Here is a 21669-nt window from a genome sequence, read left to right on the forward strand (position 1 = left end):
CGGATACGCAGGAGACCTCAGCGCAGGTCGTACACGCGCTTGTACTTGCCCTCGCTGCGGGGGAGCACCCCCGGCTCCTCGACCTGCACCTCGACGCTCGTGCCGATGTGCATCTTGATGCGGTGCCTGAGCACGGCGGCCGCGCCCTCGCACTCCTCGGCGCTCAGTGACGGATGCCGCTCGATCCGCACGGTCAGGGAGTCCATCCGCCCGGCTCGGTGCAGCTCGAGGATGAAGTGCGGGGTCAGGGTCTCGATGCCGAGCACGATCTCCTCGATCTGGGTGGGGAACAGGTTCACACCGCGCAGGATGATCATGTCGTCGTTGCGGCCCGTGATCTTCTCGATCCGACGCACCGCAGGGTAGGTCGTGCCGGGCAGCAGTCTCGTGAGGTCGCGCGTGCGGTATCGGATCACCGGGAACGCCTCTTTGGTGAGCGACGTGAACACGAGCTCTCCGAGCTCGCCATCCGGCACGGTGGCTCCGGTGTCGCCGTCGATGGTCTCCGGGAGGAAGTGGTCCTCCCAGATGTGCGGACCGTCCTTCGTCAGTACGCTCTCGCTCGCGACGCCGGGGCCCATGACCTCGCTCAGACCGTAGATGTCCACGGCGTCGATGTTCAGGCGCCGCTCGATCTCCCGGCGCATCTCGTTCGTCCAGGGCTCCGCGCCCAGCACCGCGACCTTCAGCGAGGTCGCGGCAGGGTCGAGGCCGGCGGCTTCCAGAGCATCCGCGATCGTGAGCAGGTAGCTCGGCGTGCACAGGATCGCATCGGGTTCGAAGTCGGTGATCAACTGCACCTGCCGCGCGGTCTGGCCTCCGGAGATCGGGATGACCGTGGCGCCGAGTCGTTCGATGCCGGCGTGCGCGCCGAGGCCGCCGGTGAACAGCCCGTAGCCGTACGCGTTGTGCACCTTCATGCCCGCGCGGATGCCCGCGGCGTGCAGCGATCGTGCGACCAGGTCGCTCCAACGCTCCAGGTCGCCCGCCGTGTAGCCCACGACGGTCGGTCGGCCGGTGGTGCCCGACGAGGCGTGGATGCGGCGCACATCGGCCATCGGCACGGCGAACATGCCGAACGGGTAGGTCTCGCGCAGATCGGCCTTGGTCGTGAACGGGAGCCTCTGGACGTCGGCGAGCTCGCGGATGTCGTCGGGATGAACACCGTGCTCGTCGAAGGTGCGTCGGTAGAGCGGCACGTTGTCGTACGCGTGGCGCACGGTCCACTGCAGGCGGTGCAGCTGCAGCTCGGCGAGCGCATCGCGCGAGTGCAGTTCGGTCTCGGTCCCGATCTCGGGAAGCTCTGAGGTCATGGTCGACTCCTTCGTCGCAGGGGCGGCATCTTCATTTCAGCGGGTGTCGGTCGGGCGTGATCTGCCGTACACGTGCGCGGCTCGTAGGCTCGCGGCAATCGGACGACCGTCGTCGCCCACATCGGTCTCAAGGCCGTCGCCGCTCCCCAGGTGATCCAGCACTGAACCGCTCGAACGCGCGGAAGAGCCGGGGTCGTGACGACCCCGGCCCTTCTCTGCGTCAGAGGCGCGCATGGCGGCGGCATCCGTGACGGCCCGCGCCTCAGCGCGCAGCCGACCGGTTCGTGGTGATCGAGCGTCCGCGGAACTCGGCGACGGCGTCGCCGATCTCGTCGGTGACCGTGACGTCGTACAGCCCGGTGCGGCCGCTGACCACGCGTCGCACGGCGGTCGCCGTGAGGGTCTGCCCCGCCCGTGTCGACTTCAGGAACGTGATGTCGGCTCCTGCGGCCACGGTCACCCGCTCGTCCTCGTTGCACGCGATCGCGAACGCCGTGTCCGCCAGAGCGAACACGAGTCCTCCGTGGGTGATCGCGAAGCCGTTCAGCATGTCCTCCCGCACGGGCATCGACACGATCGCGTGCCCCGGCTCGTCGAGTTCGACGACCATCCCGAGCATCGCCGAGGCGCTGTCACGCTGCATCATCGGCCTCATGACTTGCTCACCAGCGTCAGCACGTCGTAGGTGGCGACGGTCTCGTCGTTCTGGTTGCGGATCACGGCATCCCAGCGCACCTCTCCGTACTCATCGGTCTCGCGCGGCGTGATCTGCTTGGCCGTGAGCTCGACGCGGATCTCGTCTCCGGGCGAGACCGGGGTGAGGAAGCGCAGGTTCTCGAGTCCGTAGTTCGCGAGCACCGGCCCGGGCTCCGGGTCGACGAACAGCCCGGCCGCCCACGAGACGAGCAGGTAGCCGTGCGCCACGCGCCCGGGGAAGAACGGGTTGGCCGCAGCGGCCTCCTCGTCCATGTGCGCGTAGAAGGTGTCGCCGGTGAAGTGCGCGAAGGTCTCGATGTCGTCGAGGGTCACCTCGCGCGAGGCCGACACGATCTGGTCGCCGATCCGCAGCTCGGCCAGCGACTTGCGGAACGGATGCCGTCCGCCGCTGTGCGCCGCGGCGCCGGCATGCCACACGCCGGTCAGCGCCGTCAGCATCTCGGGGGATCCCTGCACGGCCGTGCGCTGCATGTGGTGCAGCACGGCGCGGATGCCGCCGAGCTCCTCGCCGCCGCCGGCCCGGCCGGGACCGCCGTGCACGAGGTTCGGCAGCGGGGAGCCGTGGCCGGTGGAGGACCGGGCGTCGTCGCGGTCGAGCAGCAGCATGCGTCCGTTGAAGGGCGCGATGCGCGTGGCGAGCTCGACGGCCTGTGCGGGGTCGTGCGTCGCGATGCTGGTGACGAGCGAGCCGCCGCCGCGGGCGACGAGCGCCGCGGCCTCGGCGGTGGTGTCGTACGTGAGCAGCGAGGAGACGGGGCCGAACGCCTCGACGGAGTGCACGGCATCCGACTGCGCGTCGTCGAAGCGCAGCAGCACGGGCGAGACGAAGGCGCCGTCGGACGCGGGGCCGGTCGTGCCGTCGGCGAGGCGCACCTCGGGGGCGTCGGTCGATCCGACGACGACCCGGCCGCCCGCGTCCTGCAGGACCCGCACCTGGCGCCGCACCTCGTCGCGCTGAGCTGTCGAGGCGAGCGGACCCATGGTCACGCCCTCCGCGCGGGGGTCACCCAGCACGGTCTTCTCGATGATGCGCGCCTGCACGGCGGCGATCACGGCGTCCGCGGATGCGGCGGGCACGATCGCCCTGCGGATCGCGGTGCACTTCTGTCCGGCCTTGGTCGTCATCTCCGTCACGAGCTGGCGGACGTAGGCGTCGAACTCGGGGGTGCCCTCCACCGCGTCGGTGCCGAGCACGGAGGCGTTGATCGAGTCGGTCTCGGCGGTGAACCGCACGCCGCCCGTCTGCACGGACGGGTGTGCCTTCAGGCTCTCCGCGGTGGAGGCGCTGCCGGTGAAGCCGACGAGGTCGCCGAGCCGCAGGTTCTCGAACAGCTCGGGCACGCTGCCGCTCACCAGCTGCAGCGATCCTTCGGGCAGCAGCGCCGACTCGACGAGGATCCGCACCATCGCCTCGGCCAGGTAGCCGGTCGGCGTCGCGGGCTTGACGAGCGTCGGCATGCCCGCGAGGAACGCGGGAGCGAACTTCTCCAGAGACCCCCACACCGGGAAGTTGAAGGCGTTGATCTGCACCGCCACACCGGGGAGGGTCGTGTAGACGTGGCGGCCGAGGAAGGATCCGTCCTTGGAGAGCGGCTCTACGGGCCCGTCGACGTGCACGGTGCCGTTCGGCAGCTCGCGCCGGCCCTTGCCCGAGTAGGAGAAGAGCACGCCGATCCCGCCGTCGATGTCCACCCAGGAGTCGACCTTCGTGGCGCCTGTGCGCGAGGACAGCGCGTACAGCTCGTCCTTGCGCGCGGTGAGGGCGAGCGCGAACTGCTTGAGCAGCACCGCCCGCTGGTGGAAGGTGAGCGCGGCGAGGTTCCGCTGCCCGGTGGTCCTGGCGAACTCGAGCGCACCGGCGAGGTCGAGTCCCTCGGTGGACACCCGGGTGATCAGCTCGCCGGTGGAGGCGTCGCGGACGTCCGTCGCCCGGGCGGGTGAGGAGGGCGTCCACCACTCGCCGTTGACGTAGCTCGACAGGTACTCGGTCATCTCTCCTCATTCCATTCGTAGAAACCGCGGCCGGACTTGCGGCCCAGCCTCCCCTCGGCGACCATGCGCCGCAGCAGCTCCGGCGGGGCGAAGCGCTCGCCGAAGGCGCGCTCCAGCTCCTCCGCGATCCCGAGGCGCACATCGAGGCCCACGATGTCCGTGGTGCGCAGCGGGCCGGTGGGATGCCGGTACCCGAGGGTCATCGCGGCGTCGATGTCGGCGGCCGATGCGACGCCCTCCTCCAGCATCCGGATCGCTTCGAGGCCGAGCATGACGCCCAGGCGCGAAGACGCGAAGCCGGGGGAGTCGCGCACGACGATCGGCGTCTTGCCGAGGGCCGCGACCCAGTCGCGGGCGCTCTCGGTGACATCGGGCGCGGTCGCCGTGCCGTGCACGATCTCGACCAGCGCGGAGGCGGGGACGGGATTGAAGAAGTGCAGGCCCAGGACGCGCTCCGGGCGCAGGCGCGTGGCGGCGAGGTCGTCGATCGAGATCGACGACGTGTTGCTCGCCAGCGTCGCGTGCGCGGGCATGGCGGCCTCCGCGCGGGCGAGCGACTGCTCCTTGAGGTCGCGGTCCTCCGGCACCGCCTCGATCACGAGGTCGCATTCGCCGAAGGCCGAGATGTCCGTGCCGGTCGTGAGGCGCGAGCGCAGCGTGGTCCCGTCGAGGGAGGCGTCGCGTTCGGCCGAGCGGCGGATGCTGTCGTCGATGCGGTCGGCCGCGGCATCCGCGCTGGCGTCGTCGCGCTCGACCACGGTCACGTGCGACCCCGCCAGCAGGAACGCGTGCGCGATGCCGGCGCCCATGCGTCCGCCGCCCAGGACGCCGACGCGTGCCGGCGGGCGTTTCGTCTCGCTGCGCTCGCTCAACGACCGGGGGGTGGGAGCGGGGTCGCTCATCGCTTCTTCCTCGCTTCGTCTCGCTGCGCTCGCTCAGTGCGGCGCTCCAGGAACGCGGTCATCCTGCGGTGCTTCTCGGGGGACTCGAACAGCTCGGCCTGCAGCTCGAGCTCGATGGCCGGATGCTGGGCCCTCGGCGTGCGCAGGGCGCGCTTGGTGTGCCGCGTCGCGAGGGGGTCGTTCGCGGCGATCCGATCTGCGATCGCGTGGGCGGCGGGCAGGAGGTCGTCCGCGGCGTGCACAGCGGAGATCAGCCCCCAGGCCAGCGCCTCCTCGGCATCCAGCACCCGACCGGTGAGGAGGAGCTCGCTCGCTCTCGCCTCCCCGACGATCTCGGGCAGGCGCCAGGTGGCGCCCGCCGCGGCGATGATGCCGAGCCCGGTCTCGGGGTTGCCGATCTTCAGGGCGGGGGTGGCGATGCGGATGTCCGCCGCATAGGCGAGCTCGGCGCCACCGCCGAGCGCATAGCCGTCGATCGCCGCGATCACGGGCATCGGGAGTTCGCGGATGCGGATGAACGCGGTCGCGTTGATGCCCTTCCGCGCGTCCTCGGCCGTGCGCTCCCGCAGCTGGGCGATGTCGGCCCCCGCCGCGAAGGTTCCTCCGGAGCCGGTGAGGATCAGTGTGCGCGGCGCGGCTTCGAGCCCTGCGCACAGCTCGTGCAGGGCGTCGATCGTCTCCTGATCGATCGCGTTCCGCTTCTCCGGGCGGTCCAGGGTCGCGATCACGCGGTCGGCGCGCTCCTCGATGCGCAGCGTCATGACACGAGCTCCACGATCATCGCCGTGCCCTGGCCGACGCCGACGCACATCGTGGCGAGGCCGTAACGTGCGCCCTCGCGCTCCATGCGTCCGAGCAGCGTGACGATCAGCCGCGATCCGCTGGAGCCGAGCGGGTGGCCGAGGGCGATCGCACCGCCGTCGGCGTTCACGATCGCGGGGTCGAGTCCGAGGCGGCGGATGCAGGCCAGCGACTGCGAGGCGAACGCCTCGTTCAGCTCGACGGCGCCGATGTCCGCGATGGTCAGCCCGGCCTTGTGCAGCGCCTTCTCGGTCGCCGGAACCGGGCCGAGCCCCATGATCTCGGGCGCGAGGGCCGCCGTGGCCGAGGCGACGATGCGCGCGCGGGGGCGCAGGCCGTGCGCGGCGACGGCCTGCGCGCTCGCGACGAGGATCGCCGAGGCCCCGTCGTTGAGGGAACTGGAGTTGCCGGCCGTGACGACCGCGCCGCCGGCGACGACGGGACGGAGCCCCGCGAGCACGTCGAGCGCGGTGTCGCGGCGGGGTCCCTCGTCGGTGTCGACGAGCCCGCGGGCCGTCTCGACCCCCACGATCTCGGGGACGAAGCGCCCCGCGTCGATCGCAGCCAGAGCGCGCTGATGGCTCAGGAGCGCGAACGCGTCGGCATCCGCCCTCGAGATCCCGTCGACGCGCGCCACCTCCTCTGCGGTCTCCGGCATCGAGAAGGTCGCCTTGTCACGTGCGCTCAGCCGAGGGTTCGTGAATCGCCAGCCGATCGACGTGTCGAAGGCGGCTCCCGGCTTGCTCCATGCCCGCTCCGGCTTCGCCTGCACCCAGGGCGCCCTGGTCATGGATTCGACGCCGCCGGCGACGATGAGGTCGGCGTCGTCCGCGCGCACGGCGTTCGCCGCGAGGGCGATGGCCGACATCCCCGACGCGCACAGCCGGTTCACGGTCAGCCCGGGGACCGAATCGGGAAGGCCGGCGAGCAGCACGGCCATGCGGGCCACGTTGCGGTTGTCCTCGCCCGCCTGATTCGCCGCGCCCAGGATCACCTCGTCGATCGCATCGACCGGCGCCGTCGACCTGCTCACCGCGTCGCCGACGACGAGGGCGGCGAGGTCGTCCGGGCGGACGCTGGAGAGCGCGCCGCCGTAGCGGCCGACCGGGGTGCGCGCACCGCCGACGAGGTAGGCCTCGGACATCGTCATCCTCCTGTCTGCCGCCACTGGCAGATAATTTCAGACCGATCGGTCAGGAATACATTCTCAGATGAACCGGCGGTTGGCAACTCCGAGATGACAGACTGGTCGCATGCCCCGCACCGATCCCGCAGATCCGACGCCGAAGCGGGGCAGGCCGGGCTACGACCGCGAGCAGGTGCTCGCCGTCGCGGTGAAGGTGTTCAACGACCACGGCTACGACGCGACCAGCGTCGCCGACCTCACCGCCGCGCTCGGGCTGACGAAGTCGGCGCTCTACCACCACTTCGACTCCAAGTCCGCGATCCTCGAACTCGCGCTGAACGACGCGCTCGACGGACTGGAGCAGGTCGTGGACGACGCCGTGGCGCAGCATCCGCTCGCCGCCGACCGTCTGCGCTCGATCGTCCGAGGAGCCGTTCGCGTGCTCACCGAGAAGCTCCCCTCCGTGACCCTGCTGCTGCGGGTGCGGGGCAACAGCGAGGTCGAGACGACGGCGCTGCGGCGTCGGCGCGACTTCGATCAGCGGGTCACGGCGATCGTCGCCGAGGCGCAGCGCGAGGGGCTGATCCGCGATGACGTCGATGCGGCGGTCGCGACCAGGCTCATCTTCGGCATGATCAACTCGGTCGTCGAGTGGTACCGACCAGGCGGCCCCGTAGACCCCGAAGAGCTCGGCGAGGACATCCTGCGCGTGAGTCTGGACGGGCTCCAGTCGCGCTGACCTCGGGTCGTCGGCCGGGATCAGGTGCGGCGATGCGGCGCCGGATCAGTCCTCGGCCGGCGCGACTCGCGGGGGCCACGTCGTCGAGCCGAGCTCGCGGGAGATGTTGCGGGCCGTCTCCCGCAGGGCCGCGAGCACCACGTCGGATGCCGGGGCCTGCGCGGTCGGCATCACGACCGCGAGCGCCGCGACGATGTCGCCCCGCGCGTCGGCCACGGGCGCCGCGATCGACGTCTCGCCGAGCACGGCCTCGTCGGTCTCCGAGGCGCTTCCCCGTTCGACGATCGCCGGCAGCTCGAGGGTGAGCCTCGCGACGTCGGTCACGGTGTCGCCGGTCAGACTGCGCAGCGGCTGCGCGAACACGTCGCGCTGGAACCCCTGATCGTAGGCGAGCAGCACCTTGCCCATCGCAGACGCGTGCGCCGGGATCGCGACCCCGGTCTCGAGCATCTGCTGGCTGTCGTCCGGGCGCAGGTTGTGGTGGATCACCAGCACGTCGGTGAAGTGCGGAGCGCCGAGCCGCACGGACAGGCCGGTGCGGCGGGCGAGATCCTGCGTCCAGCGCATCGCGCGGGCGCGGACGTCGAGGGTGTCGAGGTAGACGTTGCTCAGCCGCAGCAGCGTGGGGCCGAGCATGTAGCGTTGCCCGCCGCGCTCCTTGGCGACGAGGCCGTGCTCCCTGAGCGACTTGACGATGCCGTGCACGGTCGACGGGGGGAGGTCCAGCGCGAGGGCGAGGTCGGTGATGCCCAGATGCCGGGCGCCCTGCAGCAGCTCGAGCACCTTCGCGGCGCGGTCGATGGCCTGGATCATGCGGCCCTCCCTCTCAGACGATTCTTCCTCGAATCGGCGACTCGACGGGGTCTTGACATCCCGTCCGACTCCGAGCATATTCGACATTAACGAATTCCTTTCGGATTTCGACGACTTTCAGCCAGGCAGTGATCAAGGGAGATCGGACGATGAAGAAGCTCATCAACAACCCTGCGGACGTGCTCATCGAGTCGCTCAGGGGAGTCGCCGCGGCGCACCCCGAGCTGTCGGTGGACCTCGACACCAGCGTCATCACGCGCGCGACGCCCAAGGCGCAGGGCAAGGTCGCCGTGGTGTCCGGTGGAGGCTCAGGACACGAGCCGCTGCACGGCGGATTCGTCGGCATCGGGATGCTCGACGCCGCCGTGGCCGGTGAGGTCTTCACCTCGCCGACCCCCGACCGGGTGCAGGCCGCCACGAAGGCCGTCGACCGCGGCGCCGGGGTGCTGCACATCGTGAAGAACTACACCGGAGACGTGCTGAACTTCGAGATGGCCGCCGAGCTCGCCGAGATGGAGGGCATCGAGGTCGGCACGGTCGTCGTCGACGACGACGTCGCCGTGCAGGACTCGCTGTACACCGCCGGTCGACGCGGCGTCGGTCTCACCGTGCTGCTCGAGAAGATCGTCGGCGCCGCCGCGGAGGAGGGGCAGGACCTCGCCTCCGTCGTCGCACTCGCCCAGCGCGTCAACGCCCAGGGCCGGTCGATGGGCATGGCGCTCACGAGCTGCACGGTGCCGGCCGCAGGCAAGCCCACCTTCGATCTCCCCGAGGACCAGATGGAGATCGGCATCGGCATCCACGGCGAACCCGGTCGCCACCGCGAGCCCCTCGCCCCGGCATCCGACATCGCCCGGCAGCTGGTGGAGCCGATCCTCGCCGACCTCGATTTCACGGGACCCGTGATCGTGATGCTCAACGGCATGGGCGCCACCCCGCAGATCGAGCTGTACCTGATGTACGCCGAGGTGGCTGCTCTGCTGGAGAAGGCCGGCGTGCAGATCGTGCGCAACCTCGTCGGCAACTACATCACCTCGCTCGACATGGCCGGATGCTCGGTCACGGTACTCAAGGCCGACGACGAGATCCTGCGGCTGTGGGATGCGCCGGTCGTCACCCCCGGTCTGCGGTGGGGCGCCTGATGGGGAACGTGGGAGTCGCGGCGCTGCAGGACTGGATCGCGCGATTCAGCGCGGCTGTCGCCGAGAAGAAGGACTGGCTCACCGAGCTCGACTCGGCCATCGGCGACGCCGATCACGGAGCGAACATGTCGCGGGGCATGGGCGCCGTCGTCGAGAAGCTGAGCGGAGGCGCGCCGGCCACGGCGGATGAGCTGCTCAAGACGGTGGGGATGACCCTGGTCAGCTCGGTGGGCGGCGCCAGCGGCCCCCTCTACGGCACGTTCTTCCTGCGCATGGGGATGAGCGCGGGAGCGGTCGACTCCCTCGACGGCGCGTCGCTCGCCGGCGCTCTGCGCGCAGGTCTCGACGGCATCGTCGCCCGGGGCAAGCCCGAAGCGGGGGACAAGACCATGTTCGACGCGATGTCTCCGGCCGTCGACGCATTCGACGGGGCCCTCGCGGGCGGCGCCTCCGTGAGCGAGGCGGCCCACGCGGCCGCGGTCGCGGCGGCGACGGGTCGGGATGCGACGCTCCCGCTCGTGGCGCGCAAGGGCCGCGCCAGCTACCTCGGGGAGCGCAGCGCGGGTCACCTCGACCCCGGCGCCGCGTCGACCGCTCTGCTGTTCGAGACGCTGGACGCCGCGATCGCGGCCGCCTCCTGATGATCGGCATCGTCGCCGTCTCCCACAGCGCTCGGCTCGGGGAGGCGGCGCTCGAACTCGCCCTCCAGATGGTGCAGGGCGGTGGCGTGCAGGTGCGCGTCGCGGCAGGAGCGGGAACGGATGCCGAGGGCACGCCGATCCTCGGAACAGACGCGACCGCGGTGGCCGCGGCCATCGACGAGCTCGCCCCCGACTGCGACGGCGTGCTCGTGCTGATGGATCTGGGGTCTGCGGTGATGAGCGCCGAGCTCGCCCTGGAGTTCCGGACCAGCGAGGTTCCCGTGCGGCTCGTTCCCGCGCCGTTCGTCGAGGGACTCCTCGCCGCCGTCGTATCGGCGGCGACCGGGGCGTCGCTGGACGTCGTCGCCGACGAGGCCTCCGCTGCTCTGGGGGCGAAGACCGGGCAGCTGGGAGAGCACACGACCGAGCCCGAGCGGGAACCCGCGGACGAGCGCGGAGAGGCGCAGGGGGAGCGGATCACTCGCACCGTGCGGGTGCGCAATCCGCTCGGCATCCACGCACGCCCCGCCGCGCTCATCGCCAAGGCATCGACGGGAGCCGAGGTGCGGCTGCGCCTCCTGCCCGACGGGCCGGAGGCGGCCGCGGCCAGCCTGTCGCGCCTGCTGATCCTCGGCGCACGTCAGGGCGATGAGATCGAGCTCTCGGCGTCAGGAGACGCCGCCGAGGAGGCGCTCACGCGTCTCGCCGCCCTCTTCCACGACGGTTTCGGCGAGGGCGTCGAGGCGGCGGCGCCTGCTTCCGCTCCCGTCGAGGCGCCCCCTGCGACCGTCGCGGCCGGCGCGGTGCTGCGGGGCCGTGGCGTGAGCGCGGGGGCCGCCGCTGCGGTCGTCGTGCGTCTCGCGCCGCCGCTGCCGGAGCCCGAGGCCGACATCGTGATCGACGAGGCCGACCGCGATGCGGAGGTCTCCGCGATCGAGTGGGCAGCGGTCGCGGTCGCCGACGAACTGCGCAGCCGCACGGCGGAGGCGTCAGGCGAGGCTCGCGACATCCTCGACGCCTCTCGGCTGCTGGCCTCCGACCCCGAGCTCGTCTCCGAGGCGTCCGCGCTCGTGCGGACGAAGGGACGTACCGCCGCGCGCGCCGTCTGGGAGACCGCATCCGCGCACGAGAAGGGACTGGCCGCTCTCGGCGGACGGATGGCCGAGCGGGCCGCCGACATCCGCGACGTCCGCGACCGGATCATCGCCGAGATCCTCGAGGTGGAGATGCCGGGGGTGCCCCAGCGGGACGAGCCGTTCGTGCTCGTGGCGACCGATCTCGCCCCCGCAGACACCGCAGCGCTGGACGGAGGGCGCTGCGTCGCCCTGGTCACGGAGCAGGGCGGACCGACCTCGCACACGGCGATCATCGCTCGCTCCCTCGGGCTGCCGGCCGTCGTGGGCGTCGCGGGGGCGACGGGGATCGCCTCGGGCGCGACCGTCCTGGTCGACGGGGACCGAGGCATCGTCGAGGTGGAGCCGTCACCCGCCAGGATCGACGCGGCGGTCGCCGCCGCCGTCATCGTGCCGTTCGACGGCGCGGGCAGGCTGGCGGACGGCCACGAGGTGCCGCTGCTCGCCAACGTCGGCGGAGCGGCGGATGCCGTGGCCGCCGCAGCGGCCGGCGCGGAGGGCATCGGGCTCTTCCGCACCGAGTTCTGCTTCCTGGACCGCACGGAGGCTCCGTCGGTCGAGGAGCAGATCGAGGCCTATCGCAGCGTCCTCGCAGCGTTCCCCGGACGCAAGGTCGTGGTGCGCACGCTCGATGCGGGCAGCGACAAGCCGCTGCCGTTCGCGAACGCCGACGACGAGGAGAACCCCGCGCTCGGTGTGCGCGGGCTCCGCATCGCCCGTCGTTCGCCGGCTCTGCTCGAGGATCAGCTGCGCGCCCTCGCCGCCGCGGCCGCCTCGGAAGACGCGCTGGTCGAGGTCATGGCGCCCATGGTGGCCACGGTCGAGGAGGCGCGGGAGTTCGCCGAGCGGGCGCGTGCAGCGGGGCTCGCGCGCGTCGGCATCATGATCGAGACGCCGTCGGCCGCGCTGCTGGCCGCGGAGATGCTGGAGGTCGTCGACTTCGTCAGCATCGGCACGAACGACCTCGCCCAGTACACGCTCGCCGCCGACCGCCTCCTCAGCGATCTCGGCGACCTCAACGACCCGTGGCAGCCCGCGGTGCTCCGCCTGATCGGCACGGTCGGCGCCGCGGGGCGGGCGGCAGGCAAGCCCGTCGGCGTCTGCGGTGAAGCGGGGGGAGACCCTGCGCTCGCGCCGGTGCTCGTCGGACTCGGAGCGACGAGCCTGTCGATGACGCCTCGCGCCCTCGGACGGGTCGCGGCATCCCTCGCCGGTGTCACGGATGAGGAATGCCGCGCGGCTGCCGAGGCCGTGCTCGCGGCACGGACGGCGGAGGAGGCCAGAGCCGCGGTATCCGTGGCGCTCGGATCCTGACGTCCTGCCGGTCACACCCTCCCGAAGGCGCGGAGGGGATGCTCGATGAGCTCGACCACGCGTCGCAGGAACGAGGCGGCGTACCCGCCGTCGCAGACGCGGTGGTCGAAGACGAGCGACAGCTGGGCGATGCGTCGGGCGACGATCTCGCCCTCCACCACCCACGGACGCTCCAGGATGCGACCGAGGCCGAGGATCGCCACGTCGGGGTGGTTGATGATCGCGGCGGACCCGTCGACGCCGAAGCCGCCGTAGTTGTTCAGGGTGAAGGTCGAGCCCCGCAGGCGCTCCGGCGGCATCGTTCCGCCGCGCGCGGTGCCGGCGAGCTCGCGGAGAGCGGCGTCGAGGTCAGCGGCGCTGAGGGCATCGGCGTGCGGGATGACGGGGACCATGAGGCCACGGGGAGTGTCGGCGGCGATGCCGAGGTTCACTCCCTCGAACTCGATGACCTCCGACGCGTCGGGGGAGAGGCGCGAGGCGAGCAGCGGATGGTCCTCCAGCGCGATCAGCACGAAGCGGGCGATCAGCGCGGTGATCGAGGGCGCACGTCCGCCCTCTGGCGCCATCTCGGCGCGGGCGTTCCAGAGCGCGGTGGCGTCGACGTCGACCCACACGGTCGCCTCGGGGATCTCGGCCCTGCTGCGGCTCAGCGTCGCATTCGCAGCCTTGCGCAGGGGCGACATGCGGGTGCGGGACCGCACGGCCAGGCCGTCGATCCGTGCGTCGCTCTCGAGAGCGGACGCCGCCGGACCGCCCTCCACGGGAGCGGATGCCGCGGCCGTCACGCCGTCCACGGCGTGATCGACGGCCGCGCGGAGCACGTCGGCCCTGGTGATCGCTCCGTCCGCCCCGGTCGGCGCGATGAGGCGCACGTCGAGGCCGAGGTCTCGCGCGAGCCGGCGGACGAGGGGTGAGCGCACGGCGACCGGTCGACGGGCGGCCGCCTCTGCATCCGAATTTCGGATGATCGTACGATTCTCGGATGCCGTTGGCGGAATCGTCCGAGAAATGCGCGGGTCTCCGATTTCAGGAGTCGTGACCGGGGTGTCCGGAGCGGCAGACGAGAGATCCGGAGTCACGGTCGGAGCACCCGGACGCGCGGCGGGGCGCCGGCGCCGCCCCGTGGCACCGCGCTCCGAGGTTCCGTAGCCGATGAGGACGTTGCCCGAGCCCGCGCGCTCCTCGGTGCGGTAGGCCTCGTGGGCGTCGGATGCCGCGGCATCCGCGACCTCGAGCACGGGTGCTCCGACGTCGATCGTGTCGCCGGGGGAGCCGTGCAGCGCGATGACCACGCCGGCGAACGGGGACGGCAGCTCGACGACGCTCTTCGCCGTCTCGACCTCCGCGATGGGCTGATCCGTCGTGATCGTGTCGCCCACAGCCACGAGCCACTGCACGAGACCGGCCTCGGTGAGTCCCTCGCCGAGATCGGGGAGGCGGAAGACGCGCGCGGTGAGGGCGCTCACTTCTCGTCCTCCCAGTGCAGCGAGTCGATCGCGTCGAGAACGCGGTCGACGTCGGGCAGGTACCAGTGCTCCAGCTTGGGCGGCGCGTACGGGGTGTCGAAACCGGTGACCCTGCGCACGGGGGCCTCCAGATACTCGAAGCAGCGCTCGAACACCCGCGCCTGGATCTCCGACGCGACGCTCACATAGCCCGGAGCCTCCGCGATCACGACCGCGCGGCCCGTCGAACGCACGGCGGCGGTGACCGTCTCGTCGTCGAAGGGCGACAGCGAGCGCACGTCGACGACCTGCACGCTGCGTCCCTCGGCGGCGGCGACCTCGGCGACCTCCAGCGCCAGCGGCACCGAGGACCCGTAGGCGAGCAGGGTCACATCCGTGCCGTCGCGGGCGACGCGTGCGGTGCCGATCTCGGCGGTGACCGAGGTGTCGACCTCGCCCTTGGCCCAGTAGAGCTTCTTCGGCTCGAGGAAGATCACGGGATCGGGGGAGGCGATCGCGGCGCGCAGCAGCGAGTACGCGTCTTGCGGAGTCGATGGGCTGACGACCGTGAGACCGGGGGTGTGCGCGTAGTACGCCTCCGATGAGTCGCAGTGATGCTCGACCCCGCCGATGCCGCCGCCGAACGGGATGCGGATGACCAGCGGCATCCGCACCCCGCCCCGCGTGCGGTTGCCGAGCTTGGCGACGTGGCTGACGACCTGCTCGAACGCAGGAAGCGCGAAGGCGTCGAACTGCAGCTCGACCACGGGGCGCATGCCGTTCATTGCCATGCCGACCGCCGTGCCGACGATGCCCGACTCCGCGAGCGGTGTGTCGAAGCATCGGTCCTCGCCGAACCGGGCCGTGAGGCCGTCGGTGATGCGGAACACGCCTCCGAGGGCGCCGACGTCCTCCCCGAAGACGACGACCTCCGGATCCGCCTGGATCGCATCGGCGAGGGCGAGGTTGAGTGCGGCCGCCATGCTCATCGTGGCCACGGCGGGTGTCGACGCCTCTGTCCGGACGTCGTGCTCGGCGATGGTCATCGTGCGCCTCCTGAGGTCTCGGCGGGGGTCCGATCGATCTCTCCGCGGAGCAGCTGCCACTGCTCCTCGAGCTGCGGTGAGCGGGTCGCGGTCACGAAGCGGAAGAGGTCTTCGGGGTCGAGCTCGGCATCCGTGTTCAGCGCGTCGCGCATGGCCTGGGCGATCGTCTCGGCCCCGGCCGCGTACTCGGCGTCGAGCGCCTCGTCGAGGACGCCGGAGGCCGTCAGGTGTGCACGGAGGCGCGTGAGCGGGTCCCTGGCCACCCAGGCCTGCACCTCGGCGCGCTCGCGGTAGCGGGTGTCGTCGTCGGCGTTGGTGTGCGCCTGCATCCGATACGTGTGGGCCTCGACGAGAGTCGGCCCTCCGCCGGTGCGCGCGCGGTCCACGGCCTCTCCGAGCACCGCGAGGACCGCGGCGACGTCGTTGCCGTCGACGCGCTGCCCCGGCATGCCGTAGCCGATGGCCTTGTGCGCGAGGGAGGGGGCGGCGGTCTGACGCGAGAGCGGCACCGAGATCGCGAACCCGTTGTTCTGGACGAAGAACACGACCGGCACGTGGAAGACCGCGGCGAAGTTCATCGCCTCGTGGAAGTCGCCCTCGCTCGTGGCGCCGTCGCCGCAGAGTGCGACGACGACCGTGTCCTCGCCCCGCTGCTTCGCCGCATAGGCGAAGCCGACGGCGTGCAGGAGCTGCGTGGCGAGCGGGGTCGCCTGCGGGGCGACCCGATGGGTCTTCGCGTCGTAGCCGGAGTGCCAGTCGCCCTTGAGCAGCACCAGGGCGTCGGCGGCGCTGACACCGCGCGCGATCACGGCGACGGAGTCGCGGTAGGTCGGGAACAGCCAGTCCGTCTCGGCGAGGGCGAGCGCGACCCCGATCTGGCAGGCCTCCTGCCCGTGCGACGACGGGTACACCGCGAGTCGCCCCTGCCGGACGAGGGCGCTGGCCTGGTCGTTGATCCGCCGGCCCTCGACGAGACCGCGGTACGCGCGCAGCAGGCTGGCGGTGTCCGGCAGCGCGTAGTGGTCGTCGGCGACGACAGCGCCGTCCTGGTCGATCAGCTGCACCGCCTCTTCACGCGGGAGCATGTCCGTGTCCTGCATCCGTCCGCCCTCCTTGCCGAACTCGATGGGTCCAGCATGCGTCGCTCCGCGCACTCGTCCAAGATCTATCCGCGAATCCTGGACGAATGGATGAGGATTGTTGATTCAGGCATCGAAGTGTCAGAATTCATCGACAGAACGAAGGGGTGCCATGATCACGCTCGACGACACCGATCACGCGATCCTCCGAGAGCTGCGTCAGGACGCCCGCGCCTCGATGACGGCGATCGCGGATGCCGTGCACATCTCCCGCGCCGGCGCCCACGCCCGCATCAAGAGGCTCACCGAGGCCGGCGTCATCACGGGGTACGCCGTGCGGACCGACCCCGTGCTGCTCGGTCACCACGCCAGCGCGTACGTCATGCTCGCGATCGAGCAGGCCACCTGGCAGGACGTGAGCGCTCGGCTGCGCGCGATCCCCGAGATCGAGCACATGGCGCTGGTCGGCGGGGACTTCGACGTCATCCTCCTGGTGCGCGCGAGTGATGCGCGAGACCTCCGCCGCATCGTGCTGGAGGACATCCAGGCGATCCCGTCGATCCGCTCGACGCGGACCACGCTGATCTTCGAGGACTTCACCAGGGCCTGAGAGTCACGGGAGGGTGTCCGCCTTCCCTCGATCCCTTCGCACTCGGACATCACCGGCGCGCTCCGCGACAAGTCCGGCGGGCCGCGGCATCCGACAATGAAGGGGACCGGGGCTGTCCACCGGTCGAAGCCCCCGCTCGAAGGAGAGTCCCGATGTCCGAATCCGCCGCATCCGCAGCCGCCGCGCTGCTCGACCGCATCCAGGCGCCGGAGGGCGCAGGACGAGAGATCCCGGACGCCGCGACGCGCGAGATCATCGGACGGGCCCCCGTCGACTCGGTCGACGTCCTCGACGACGCGATCGCGCGTGCCAGGGCGGCACAGCCCGCCTGGGAGGCGCTCGGCCACGAGAAGCGGATCGAGCTGCTGCTCGCCGCGGCCGATGCGATCGACGCGAACGCGGAGGCTCTCGCCTACATCCTCTCGCGCGAGCAGGGCAAGCCGCTGAACGGACCGAACGCCCGGTTCGAGCTCGGAGCGTGCTCGGCGTGGCTGCGCACGAACGCTGCGACGGTGCTGGAGTCGCAGGTGCTCGTCGACGACGAGAACCTGCACGCGGAGCTCGTGTACAAGGCGGCCGGGGTGGTCGGGGCGATCGGTCCGTGGAACTGGCCGCTCATGATCACGATCTGGCAGATCGGGCCGTCGCTGCGCATGGGCAACACGGTCGTCGCGAAGCCCAGCGAGTACACGCCGCTGAGCGTGCTCGCGATGCTCTCGGTCATGAACGAGGTCCTTCCGGCCGACGTCCTCATCGGCGTCTCCGGCGACCGCGAGGTCGGCTCGCGTCTCGCCTCGCATCCCGACGTCGCCAAGATCATGTTCACGGGCTCGACGGCCACGGGGCGCCGCATCATCGAGAGCTCGGCCGGCAACCTCGCCCGCCTCACGCTGGAACTGGGCGGCAACGACGCCGGCATCGTGCTGCCGGGCACGGATGCCGCGGCGATCGCGCAGGACCTCTTCTGGGGCGCGTTCATCAACACCGGCCAGACCTGTGCGGCGATGAAGCGCCTGTACGTGCACGACTCGGTGTACGACGACGTCGTGAACGCGCTGGGCGAGATCGCGGCGTCGGTCCCGATGGGCAACGGCCTCGACGAGGACAACGTCCTCGGACCGCTGCAGAACAGAGCGCAGTTCGACATCGTCTCGCGGCTCGTCGACGACGCGAAGGCGTCGGGGGCGCGGGTCGTCACGGGCGGCGAGGCCGCCCCGGAGCTGGGCGAGCTGTTCTACCGGCCGACCATCATCGCCGACATCTCGAACGACGCCGCCCTCGTGCAGGAGGAGCAGTTCGGACCGGCCCTGCCGATCATCCGCTACTCCGACGTCGACGAGGCGTTCGCCTGGGCGAACGCGGTCGATGTGGGCCTCGGCGCGTCCGTGTGGTCGAGCGATCCGGATGCCGCCCGCGAGGCGGCGACGCGCATGCAGTCCGGCACGGTGTGGATCAACTCGCACGGCGGGCTGCACCCGATGGTGCCGTTCGGCGGGGTGAAGAGCTCGGGCTACGGCCTCGAGTTCGGCGTCGAGGGACTCAAGTCGGTCGCGGTGACGCAGGTCGTCTCCGGCCCCGGACGGAAGGGCTGAGGCGTGCGGACCGCGATCGTCGTCGGCGCCGGCACATCGGGCGCCATCGTCGCGCGACGGCTGGCCGATGCGGGCGTCGCCGTGACCCTGATCGAGGCGGGCGGCTACGACACCAACCCCGCGATCCACGACCCGTCCCGTGCGGGGGAGCTGTGGCACTCCGCCGAGGACTGGGACTTCTTCACGGTTCCGCAGGAGCACGCGGCCGGCCGCCGACTGCATCTGCCTCGGGGCAAGGTGACGGGCGGATCGCACGCGCTGAACGCGATGATCTGGGTGCGGGGCGCGGCATCCGACTACGACGGATGGGAGCGCGACGGGGCGACCGGCTGGGGCTGGTCGGACGTGGAGCCGGTCTACGAGGCCATCGAGAACGACCTGCTCCCCGTGACCGATGACTACCCGCTGTCGCCGATCCAGGCGTCGATCATCGAGGCCGCCGTGCAGGAGGGACTGCCGCACAACCCGGACTACAACGCCGGCACCCTCGACGGCGTCTCGCAGGAGCAGGTCACGATGCGTGACGGGCGCCGCGTGAACACGTGGATGGCATACGCGCAGCCGATCACCGACCGCCTCACGGTCGTCACCGGCCGTGAGGTGCACTCGGTGATCGTCGAAGACGGTCGGGCGCTGGGGGTCCGGCTCGGGGAGGGGGCGGATGCCGAGGAGTTGCGGGCCGACGAGGTCATCCTCTCGGCGGGCGCCCTCGGGTCTCCGGTGATCCTGCTGAGGTCCGGTATCGGGCCGGCGGAGGAGCTGGCCGCACTCGGCATCCCGGTCGTGCAGGACTCGCCCGAGGTCGGGAAGAACCTGCACGACCACCTCCTGTCTCCGGTGATCTTCACCACGTCGCGACGCATCGGACCGCCGCAGCCCGGCGTCTCGGTGACGCAGAGCCACCTGTTCTGGCGCAGCCGGCCTGACCTCGCCGAGCCCGACACTCAGCCGATCCACTTCTCGGTTCCGATGTGGGGCGACCTCGAGCCGCGGGGCGACGACGGCTTCACGCTCATGGCCGGTCTCGTCACCCCGCACAGCCGCGGCGCGCTCACACTCTCGGGCCCCGGTCTCTCGGACGAGCCGCTGATCGATCTGGCGGCCCTCGCCGACGAGCGCGATGTGGCCTCTCTCGCGGCGTCCGTGCGCCAGGGACGCCGCATCGGCGCGCAGCCCGCCCTCGCGGGGGAGTGGGGAGCGACCGAGGTCTACCCCGGACCCGAGGTGGCCGATGCCGACGTCGAGGACTGGGTGCGCCGCACCGCCATCACCTACCACCACCAGGTCGGCACCTGCCGCATGGGCAGCGATGCGGGCGCCGTGGTCGACCCGCAGCTGCGGGTCAGGGGGATCGCGGGGCTGAGTGTGATCGACGCCTCGGTCATGCCCACGGTGCCGACGGGCAACACGAACGCGCCTGCGGCGATGATCGCGGAGCGCGGGGCGCGGTTCCTGCTCGGGGCGTGAGCGCCGGAGGCGACGATGACGGTGTCAGCGGGCGGCGCGGGCTTTCGGACGGCGGAACGTCGCGAGGAGAGCCTCGAGAGCGTCGTTCAGGCGCCCGTCGCCCGCCGAGTCGGGCATGAGCACGGCGATCATCTGCCATCCGGCGTTGCGCGAGGCGACCTCGCTGACCGCGGTCTCGATGTCGACGTGGTCGGCGAGCTCGCCGTCTTCGCGCGCCTCGGTAAGGAATCGCCGGAACAGCTCCCGCCAGTGCAGGTTGTTCACGCGATGGATGCGGGTGACCTCGTCGTCCTGGGAGGCGTGATCCCAGAAGGAGATGACGACGCGCGCGTACAGCGGGCCGTTGGGGCTGTAAGGGAGGATCTCCCGGCACACCCGCTCCAGAGCGGCGAGGCCGCGGATCCCCTCGATGCCCGCGTGGATCCGATCGTTCGCCTGGGTGTAGAGGCGCAGGAACGCCGCGGTGAGCAGGCTCTGCTTGTTCGGGAAGTACCGCGCGATGGCGCCGTGCGCGTAACCGGCCTCCGTCGCGATCTCGCGCATCGTCAGCTTCTCGAACCCGACGCGGATGATGACCTGCACCGCGGCGTCGGCGATGTGGTCGCGGCGTTCGTCATGGTCGACGATCTTCGGCATGGCAGGCCCCCCTCGTTCTCACGATTCTAGTTTTGACCTTTTTAGTCACCAAATGGTGACGAATGTGATGCAATCGTAACCAATCAAATACAAGGCAAGAGTACGATCTTTTTAATCACCAACTGGTGACTAACTCGAAGAGGAGTTGCAATGAACGTCCATCGACTCACCCGTCGCGCCGGCGGTGTCCTGGCCGCGGTCGGGGTGCTCGCCCTCGCCGCCTGCTCGTCGTCTCCGGCTGCCGAGCCTTCTCAGGGCGGGGGAGGCGGGATGACCACGGTCAAGGTCGCCACGATCGGCCTCACGTCCGACGGCGCACTGCTCACCGGGATCGCGCAGGGCTTCTTCGAGGACGAGGGTCTCGAGATCGAGACCTCCATCGTCGCGAACCCTCCCGCCGGTCTCGCGGCCGCGCAGAGCGGCCAGGTCGACATCGCGTACTCGCCCAGCATCCCCCTGCTGAACGCGCTCTCCAGCGGCGTCCCGCTCACGGTCATCGGCGCGGCCGACGGCTACATCGACGGCGCAGCGGACTCCGAAGACCCCGACGCCCTCGACGACACCGGCCTGTATGCCAGCGCCGACAGCGGCATCACCTCCGTGGCCGATCTCGCAGGCGCCACCATCGCGATCCCCGCCCGCAAGGCGCAGCTCGAGGTGGTGATCGCCGACGCTCTCCAGGACGAGGGGATCGACCCCGCCGCCGTGAACTGGGTGGTGCTCGACTTCACCTCCGCCGTGGCCGCGCTCAAGAGCGGGACGGTCGACGCCGCGGGCCTCGTGAACCCCTTCACGGCCGAGGCCGATGCGATCGGCGCCGTCCGGCTCTCCTCGCCGTCCGTCCGGTTCTTCGAAGAGGGCGCGACGGGCCTCTGGACCGCCGGCGCCTCCACGGTCGAGAACAGGAAAGACGTGATCGCGGCGTTCCAGCGGGCGCTGGCCAAGACCAACGCCTATGCGAACGAGCACCCGGAGGAGGCGATCACGGCGGGTCTGGAGTACACCGGATCCACGCTCTCCCTCGACGAGGTGAAGGTGCCGTACTGGCCTCTCGCCGTGCTCCCCGAGGAGCTGGAGCGCGTCAACGACAAGCTCGTCGCGCTCGGCTTCCTGGCGCAGCCCGTTCCGCTCGACGGCGTGATCGTCAGCGCGAAGTGACCG

The 21669-nt window shown here is 71.1% G+C and carries 19 protein-coding genes; 8 read left to right on the forward strand and 11 right to left on the reverse strand.

Annotation, left to right across the window (positions count from 1 at the left end):
* Window positions 1-17: 17 nt before the first annotated feature.
* The 6 genes from paaK to ACFY5A_RS10480 form a co-directional block, all read right to left on the reverse strand.
* Entirely contained in the window at window positions 18-1313 is a 1296-nt protein-coding gene (paaK, locus tag ACFY5A_RS10455) for a phenylacetate--CoA ligase PaaK (RefSeq protein ID WP_387233770.1), read from the reverse strand.
* A 262-nt stretch (window positions 1314-1575) separates the two neighbouring features.
* The gene (paaI, locus tag ACFY5A_RS10460; RefSeq protein ID WP_341939911.1) at window positions 1576-1959 is read right to left on the reverse strand and encodes a hydroxyphenylacetyl-CoA thioesterase PaaI; all 384 of its coding nucleotides are present in this window, start codon (window positions 1957-1959) and stop codon (window positions 1576-1578) included.
* Window positions 1960-1964: 5 nt separating this feature from the next.
* On the reverse strand, window positions 1965-4022 hold the full coding sequence (paaZ, locus tag ACFY5A_RS10465; protein WP_387233774.1) for a phenylacetic acid degradation bifunctional protein PaaZ: 2058 nt from the start codon (window positions 4020-4022) through the stop codon (window positions 1965-1967).
* Window positions 4019-4924, reverse strand: a complete 906-nt coding sequence (locus ACFY5A_RS10470; protein ID WP_387233777.1) for a 3-hydroxyacyl-CoA dehydrogenase family protein — start codon at window positions 4922-4924, stop codon at window positions 4019-4021. Before ACFY5A_RS10470 ends, paaZ begins: the two co-directional genes overlap by 4 nt.
* The gene (locus tag ACFY5A_RS10475) at window positions 4921-5685 is read right to left on the reverse strand and encodes an enoyl-CoA hydratase/isomerase family protein (protein WP_387233780.1); all 765 of its coding nucleotides are present in this window, start codon (window positions 5683-5685) and stop codon (window positions 4921-4923) included. Before ACFY5A_RS10475 ends, ACFY5A_RS10470 begins: the two co-directional genes overlap by 4 nt.
* Window positions 5682-6869 carry an acetyl-CoA C-acyltransferase gene (locus tag ACFY5A_RS10480; protein ID WP_341939907.1) on the reverse strand — a complete coding sequence of 396 codons (1188 nt, stop codon included), beginning with the start codon at window positions 6867-6869 and terminating at the stop codon, window positions 5682-5684. Before ACFY5A_RS10480 ends, ACFY5A_RS10475 begins: the two co-directional genes overlap by 4 nt.
* Before the next feature lie 109 nt (window positions 6870-6978).
* Here ACFY5A_RS10480 and ACFY5A_RS10485 point away from each other — a divergent pair, with 109 nt between their 5' ends.
* A complete protein-coding gene (locus ACFY5A_RS10485) occupies window positions 6979-7590 on the forward strand; it encodes a TetR/AcrR family transcriptional regulator (RefSeq protein WP_105676674.1) in 612 nt (203 codons plus the stop codon).
* Between the two features lie 45 nt (window positions 7591-7635).
* Here ACFY5A_RS10485 and ACFY5A_RS10490 read toward each other — a convergent pair whose 3' ends face one another.
* Entirely contained in the window at window positions 7636-8403 is a 768-nt protein-coding gene (locus tag ACFY5A_RS10490) for an IclR family transcriptional regulator (RefSeq protein ID WP_387233784.1), read from the reverse strand.
* A 149-nt stretch (window positions 8404-8552) separates the two neighbouring features.
* Here ACFY5A_RS10490 and dhaK point away from each other — a divergent pair, with 149 nt between their 5' ends.
* From dhaK to ptsP, 3 genes are read left to right on the forward strand one after another with little or no spacing between them, the layout of a single operon-like run.
* A complete protein-coding gene (dhaK, locus tag ACFY5A_RS10495; protein WP_223586852.1) occupies window positions 8553-9545 on the forward strand; it encodes a dihydroxyacetone kinase subunit DhaK in 993 nt (330 codons plus the stop codon).
* A complete protein-coding gene (gene dhaL, locus ACFY5A_RS10500) occupies window positions 9545-10186 on the forward strand; it encodes a dihydroxyacetone kinase subunit DhaL (RefSeq protein ID WP_105676688.1) in 642 nt (213 codons plus the stop codon). Before dhaK ends, dhaL begins: the two co-directional genes overlap by 1 nt.
* Entirely contained in the window at window positions 10186-12633 is a 2448-nt protein-coding gene (gene ptsP, locus ACFY5A_RS10505) for a phosphoenolpyruvate--protein phosphotransferase (protein WP_387233787.1), read from the forward strand. The genes dhaL and ptsP overlap by 1 nt, the downstream gene beginning before the upstream one ends.
* Window positions 12634-12644: 11 nt before the next feature.
* Here the strand turns inward: ptsP and ACFY5A_RS10510 are convergent, their stop codons facing one another.
* From ACFY5A_RS10510 to pdhA, 3 genes are read right to left on the reverse strand one after another with little or no spacing between them, the layout of a single operon-like run.
* Window positions 12645-14099 (reverse strand): dihydrolipoamide acetyltransferase family protein, encoded by a 1455-nt coding sequence (locus ACFY5A_RS10510; protein WP_387233789.1) that lies wholly within the window; start codon window positions 14097-14099, stop codon window positions 12645-12647.
* Window positions 14096-15124 carry a transketolase C-terminal domain-containing protein gene (locus ACFY5A_RS10515; protein WP_341939901.1) on the reverse strand — a complete coding sequence of 343 codons (1029 nt, stop codon included), beginning with the start codon at window positions 15122-15124 and terminating at the stop codon, window positions 14096-14098. The genes ACFY5A_RS10510 and ACFY5A_RS10515 overlap by 4 nt, the downstream gene beginning before the upstream one ends.
* Window positions 15121-16224, reverse strand: a complete 1104-nt coding sequence (pdhA, locus tag ACFY5A_RS10520) for a pyruvate dehydrogenase (acetyl-transferring) E1 component subunit alpha (RefSeq protein WP_387233792.1) — start codon at window positions 16222-16224, stop codon at window positions 15121-15123. Before pdhA ends, ACFY5A_RS10515 begins: the two co-directional genes overlap by 4 nt.
* A gap of 151 nt (window positions 16225-16375) precedes the next feature.
* Between pdhA and ACFY5A_RS10525 the strand changes: the two genes are divergently transcribed.
* The 3 genes from ACFY5A_RS10525 to ACFY5A_RS10535 all read left to right on the forward strand — a co-directional run bounded on the left by ACFY5A_RS10525 (window position 16376) and on the right by ACFY5A_RS10535 (window position 19872).
* Window positions 16376-16813 (forward strand): Lrp/AsnC family transcriptional regulator, encoded by a 438-nt coding sequence (locus ACFY5A_RS10525; RefSeq protein ID WP_105676682.1) that lies wholly within the window; start codon window positions 16376-16378, stop codon window positions 16811-16813.
* A gap of 152 nt (window positions 16814-16965) precedes the next feature.
* Complete coding sequence (locus tag ACFY5A_RS10530) at window positions 16966-18405, forward strand: aldehyde dehydrogenase family protein (RefSeq protein WP_341939899.1); 1440 nt, start codon at window positions 16966-16968, stop codon at window positions 18403-18405.
* 3 nt (window positions 18406-18408) lie between these two features.
* Window positions 18409-19872: an FAD-dependent oxidoreductase gene (locus ACFY5A_RS10535; RefSeq protein WP_341939898.1), complete on the forward strand. Its 1464-nt coding sequence runs from the start codon at window positions 18409-18411 to the stop codon at window positions 19870-19872.
* Window positions 19873-19896: 24 nt separating this feature from the next.
* Here the strand turns inward: ACFY5A_RS10535 and ACFY5A_RS10540 are convergent, their stop codons facing one another.
* Window positions 19897-20508, reverse strand: coding sequence for a TetR/AcrR family transcriptional regulator (locus ACFY5A_RS10540; RefSeq protein ID WP_105677027.1), 612 nt, complete (start codon window positions 20506-20508; stop codon window positions 19897-19899).
* A gap of 150 nt (window positions 20509-20658) precedes the next feature.
* On the opposite strand from ACFY5A_RS10540, the gene ACFY5A_RS10545 reads away from it, so the two are divergent.
* Window positions 20659-21666: an ABC transporter substrate-binding protein gene (locus tag ACFY5A_RS10545; RefSeq protein ID WP_387233796.1), complete on the forward strand. Its 1008-nt coding sequence runs from the start codon at window positions 20659-20661 to the stop codon at window positions 21664-21666.
* The last annotated feature ends 3 nt before the right edge of the window (window positions 21667-21669 follow it).

The sequence above is a fragment of the Microbacterium sp. NPDC012755 genome (assembly GCF_042901325.1).
GTDB lineage: Bacteria > Actinomycetota > Actinomycetes > Actinomycetales > Microbacteriaceae > Microbacterium > Microbacterium natoriense.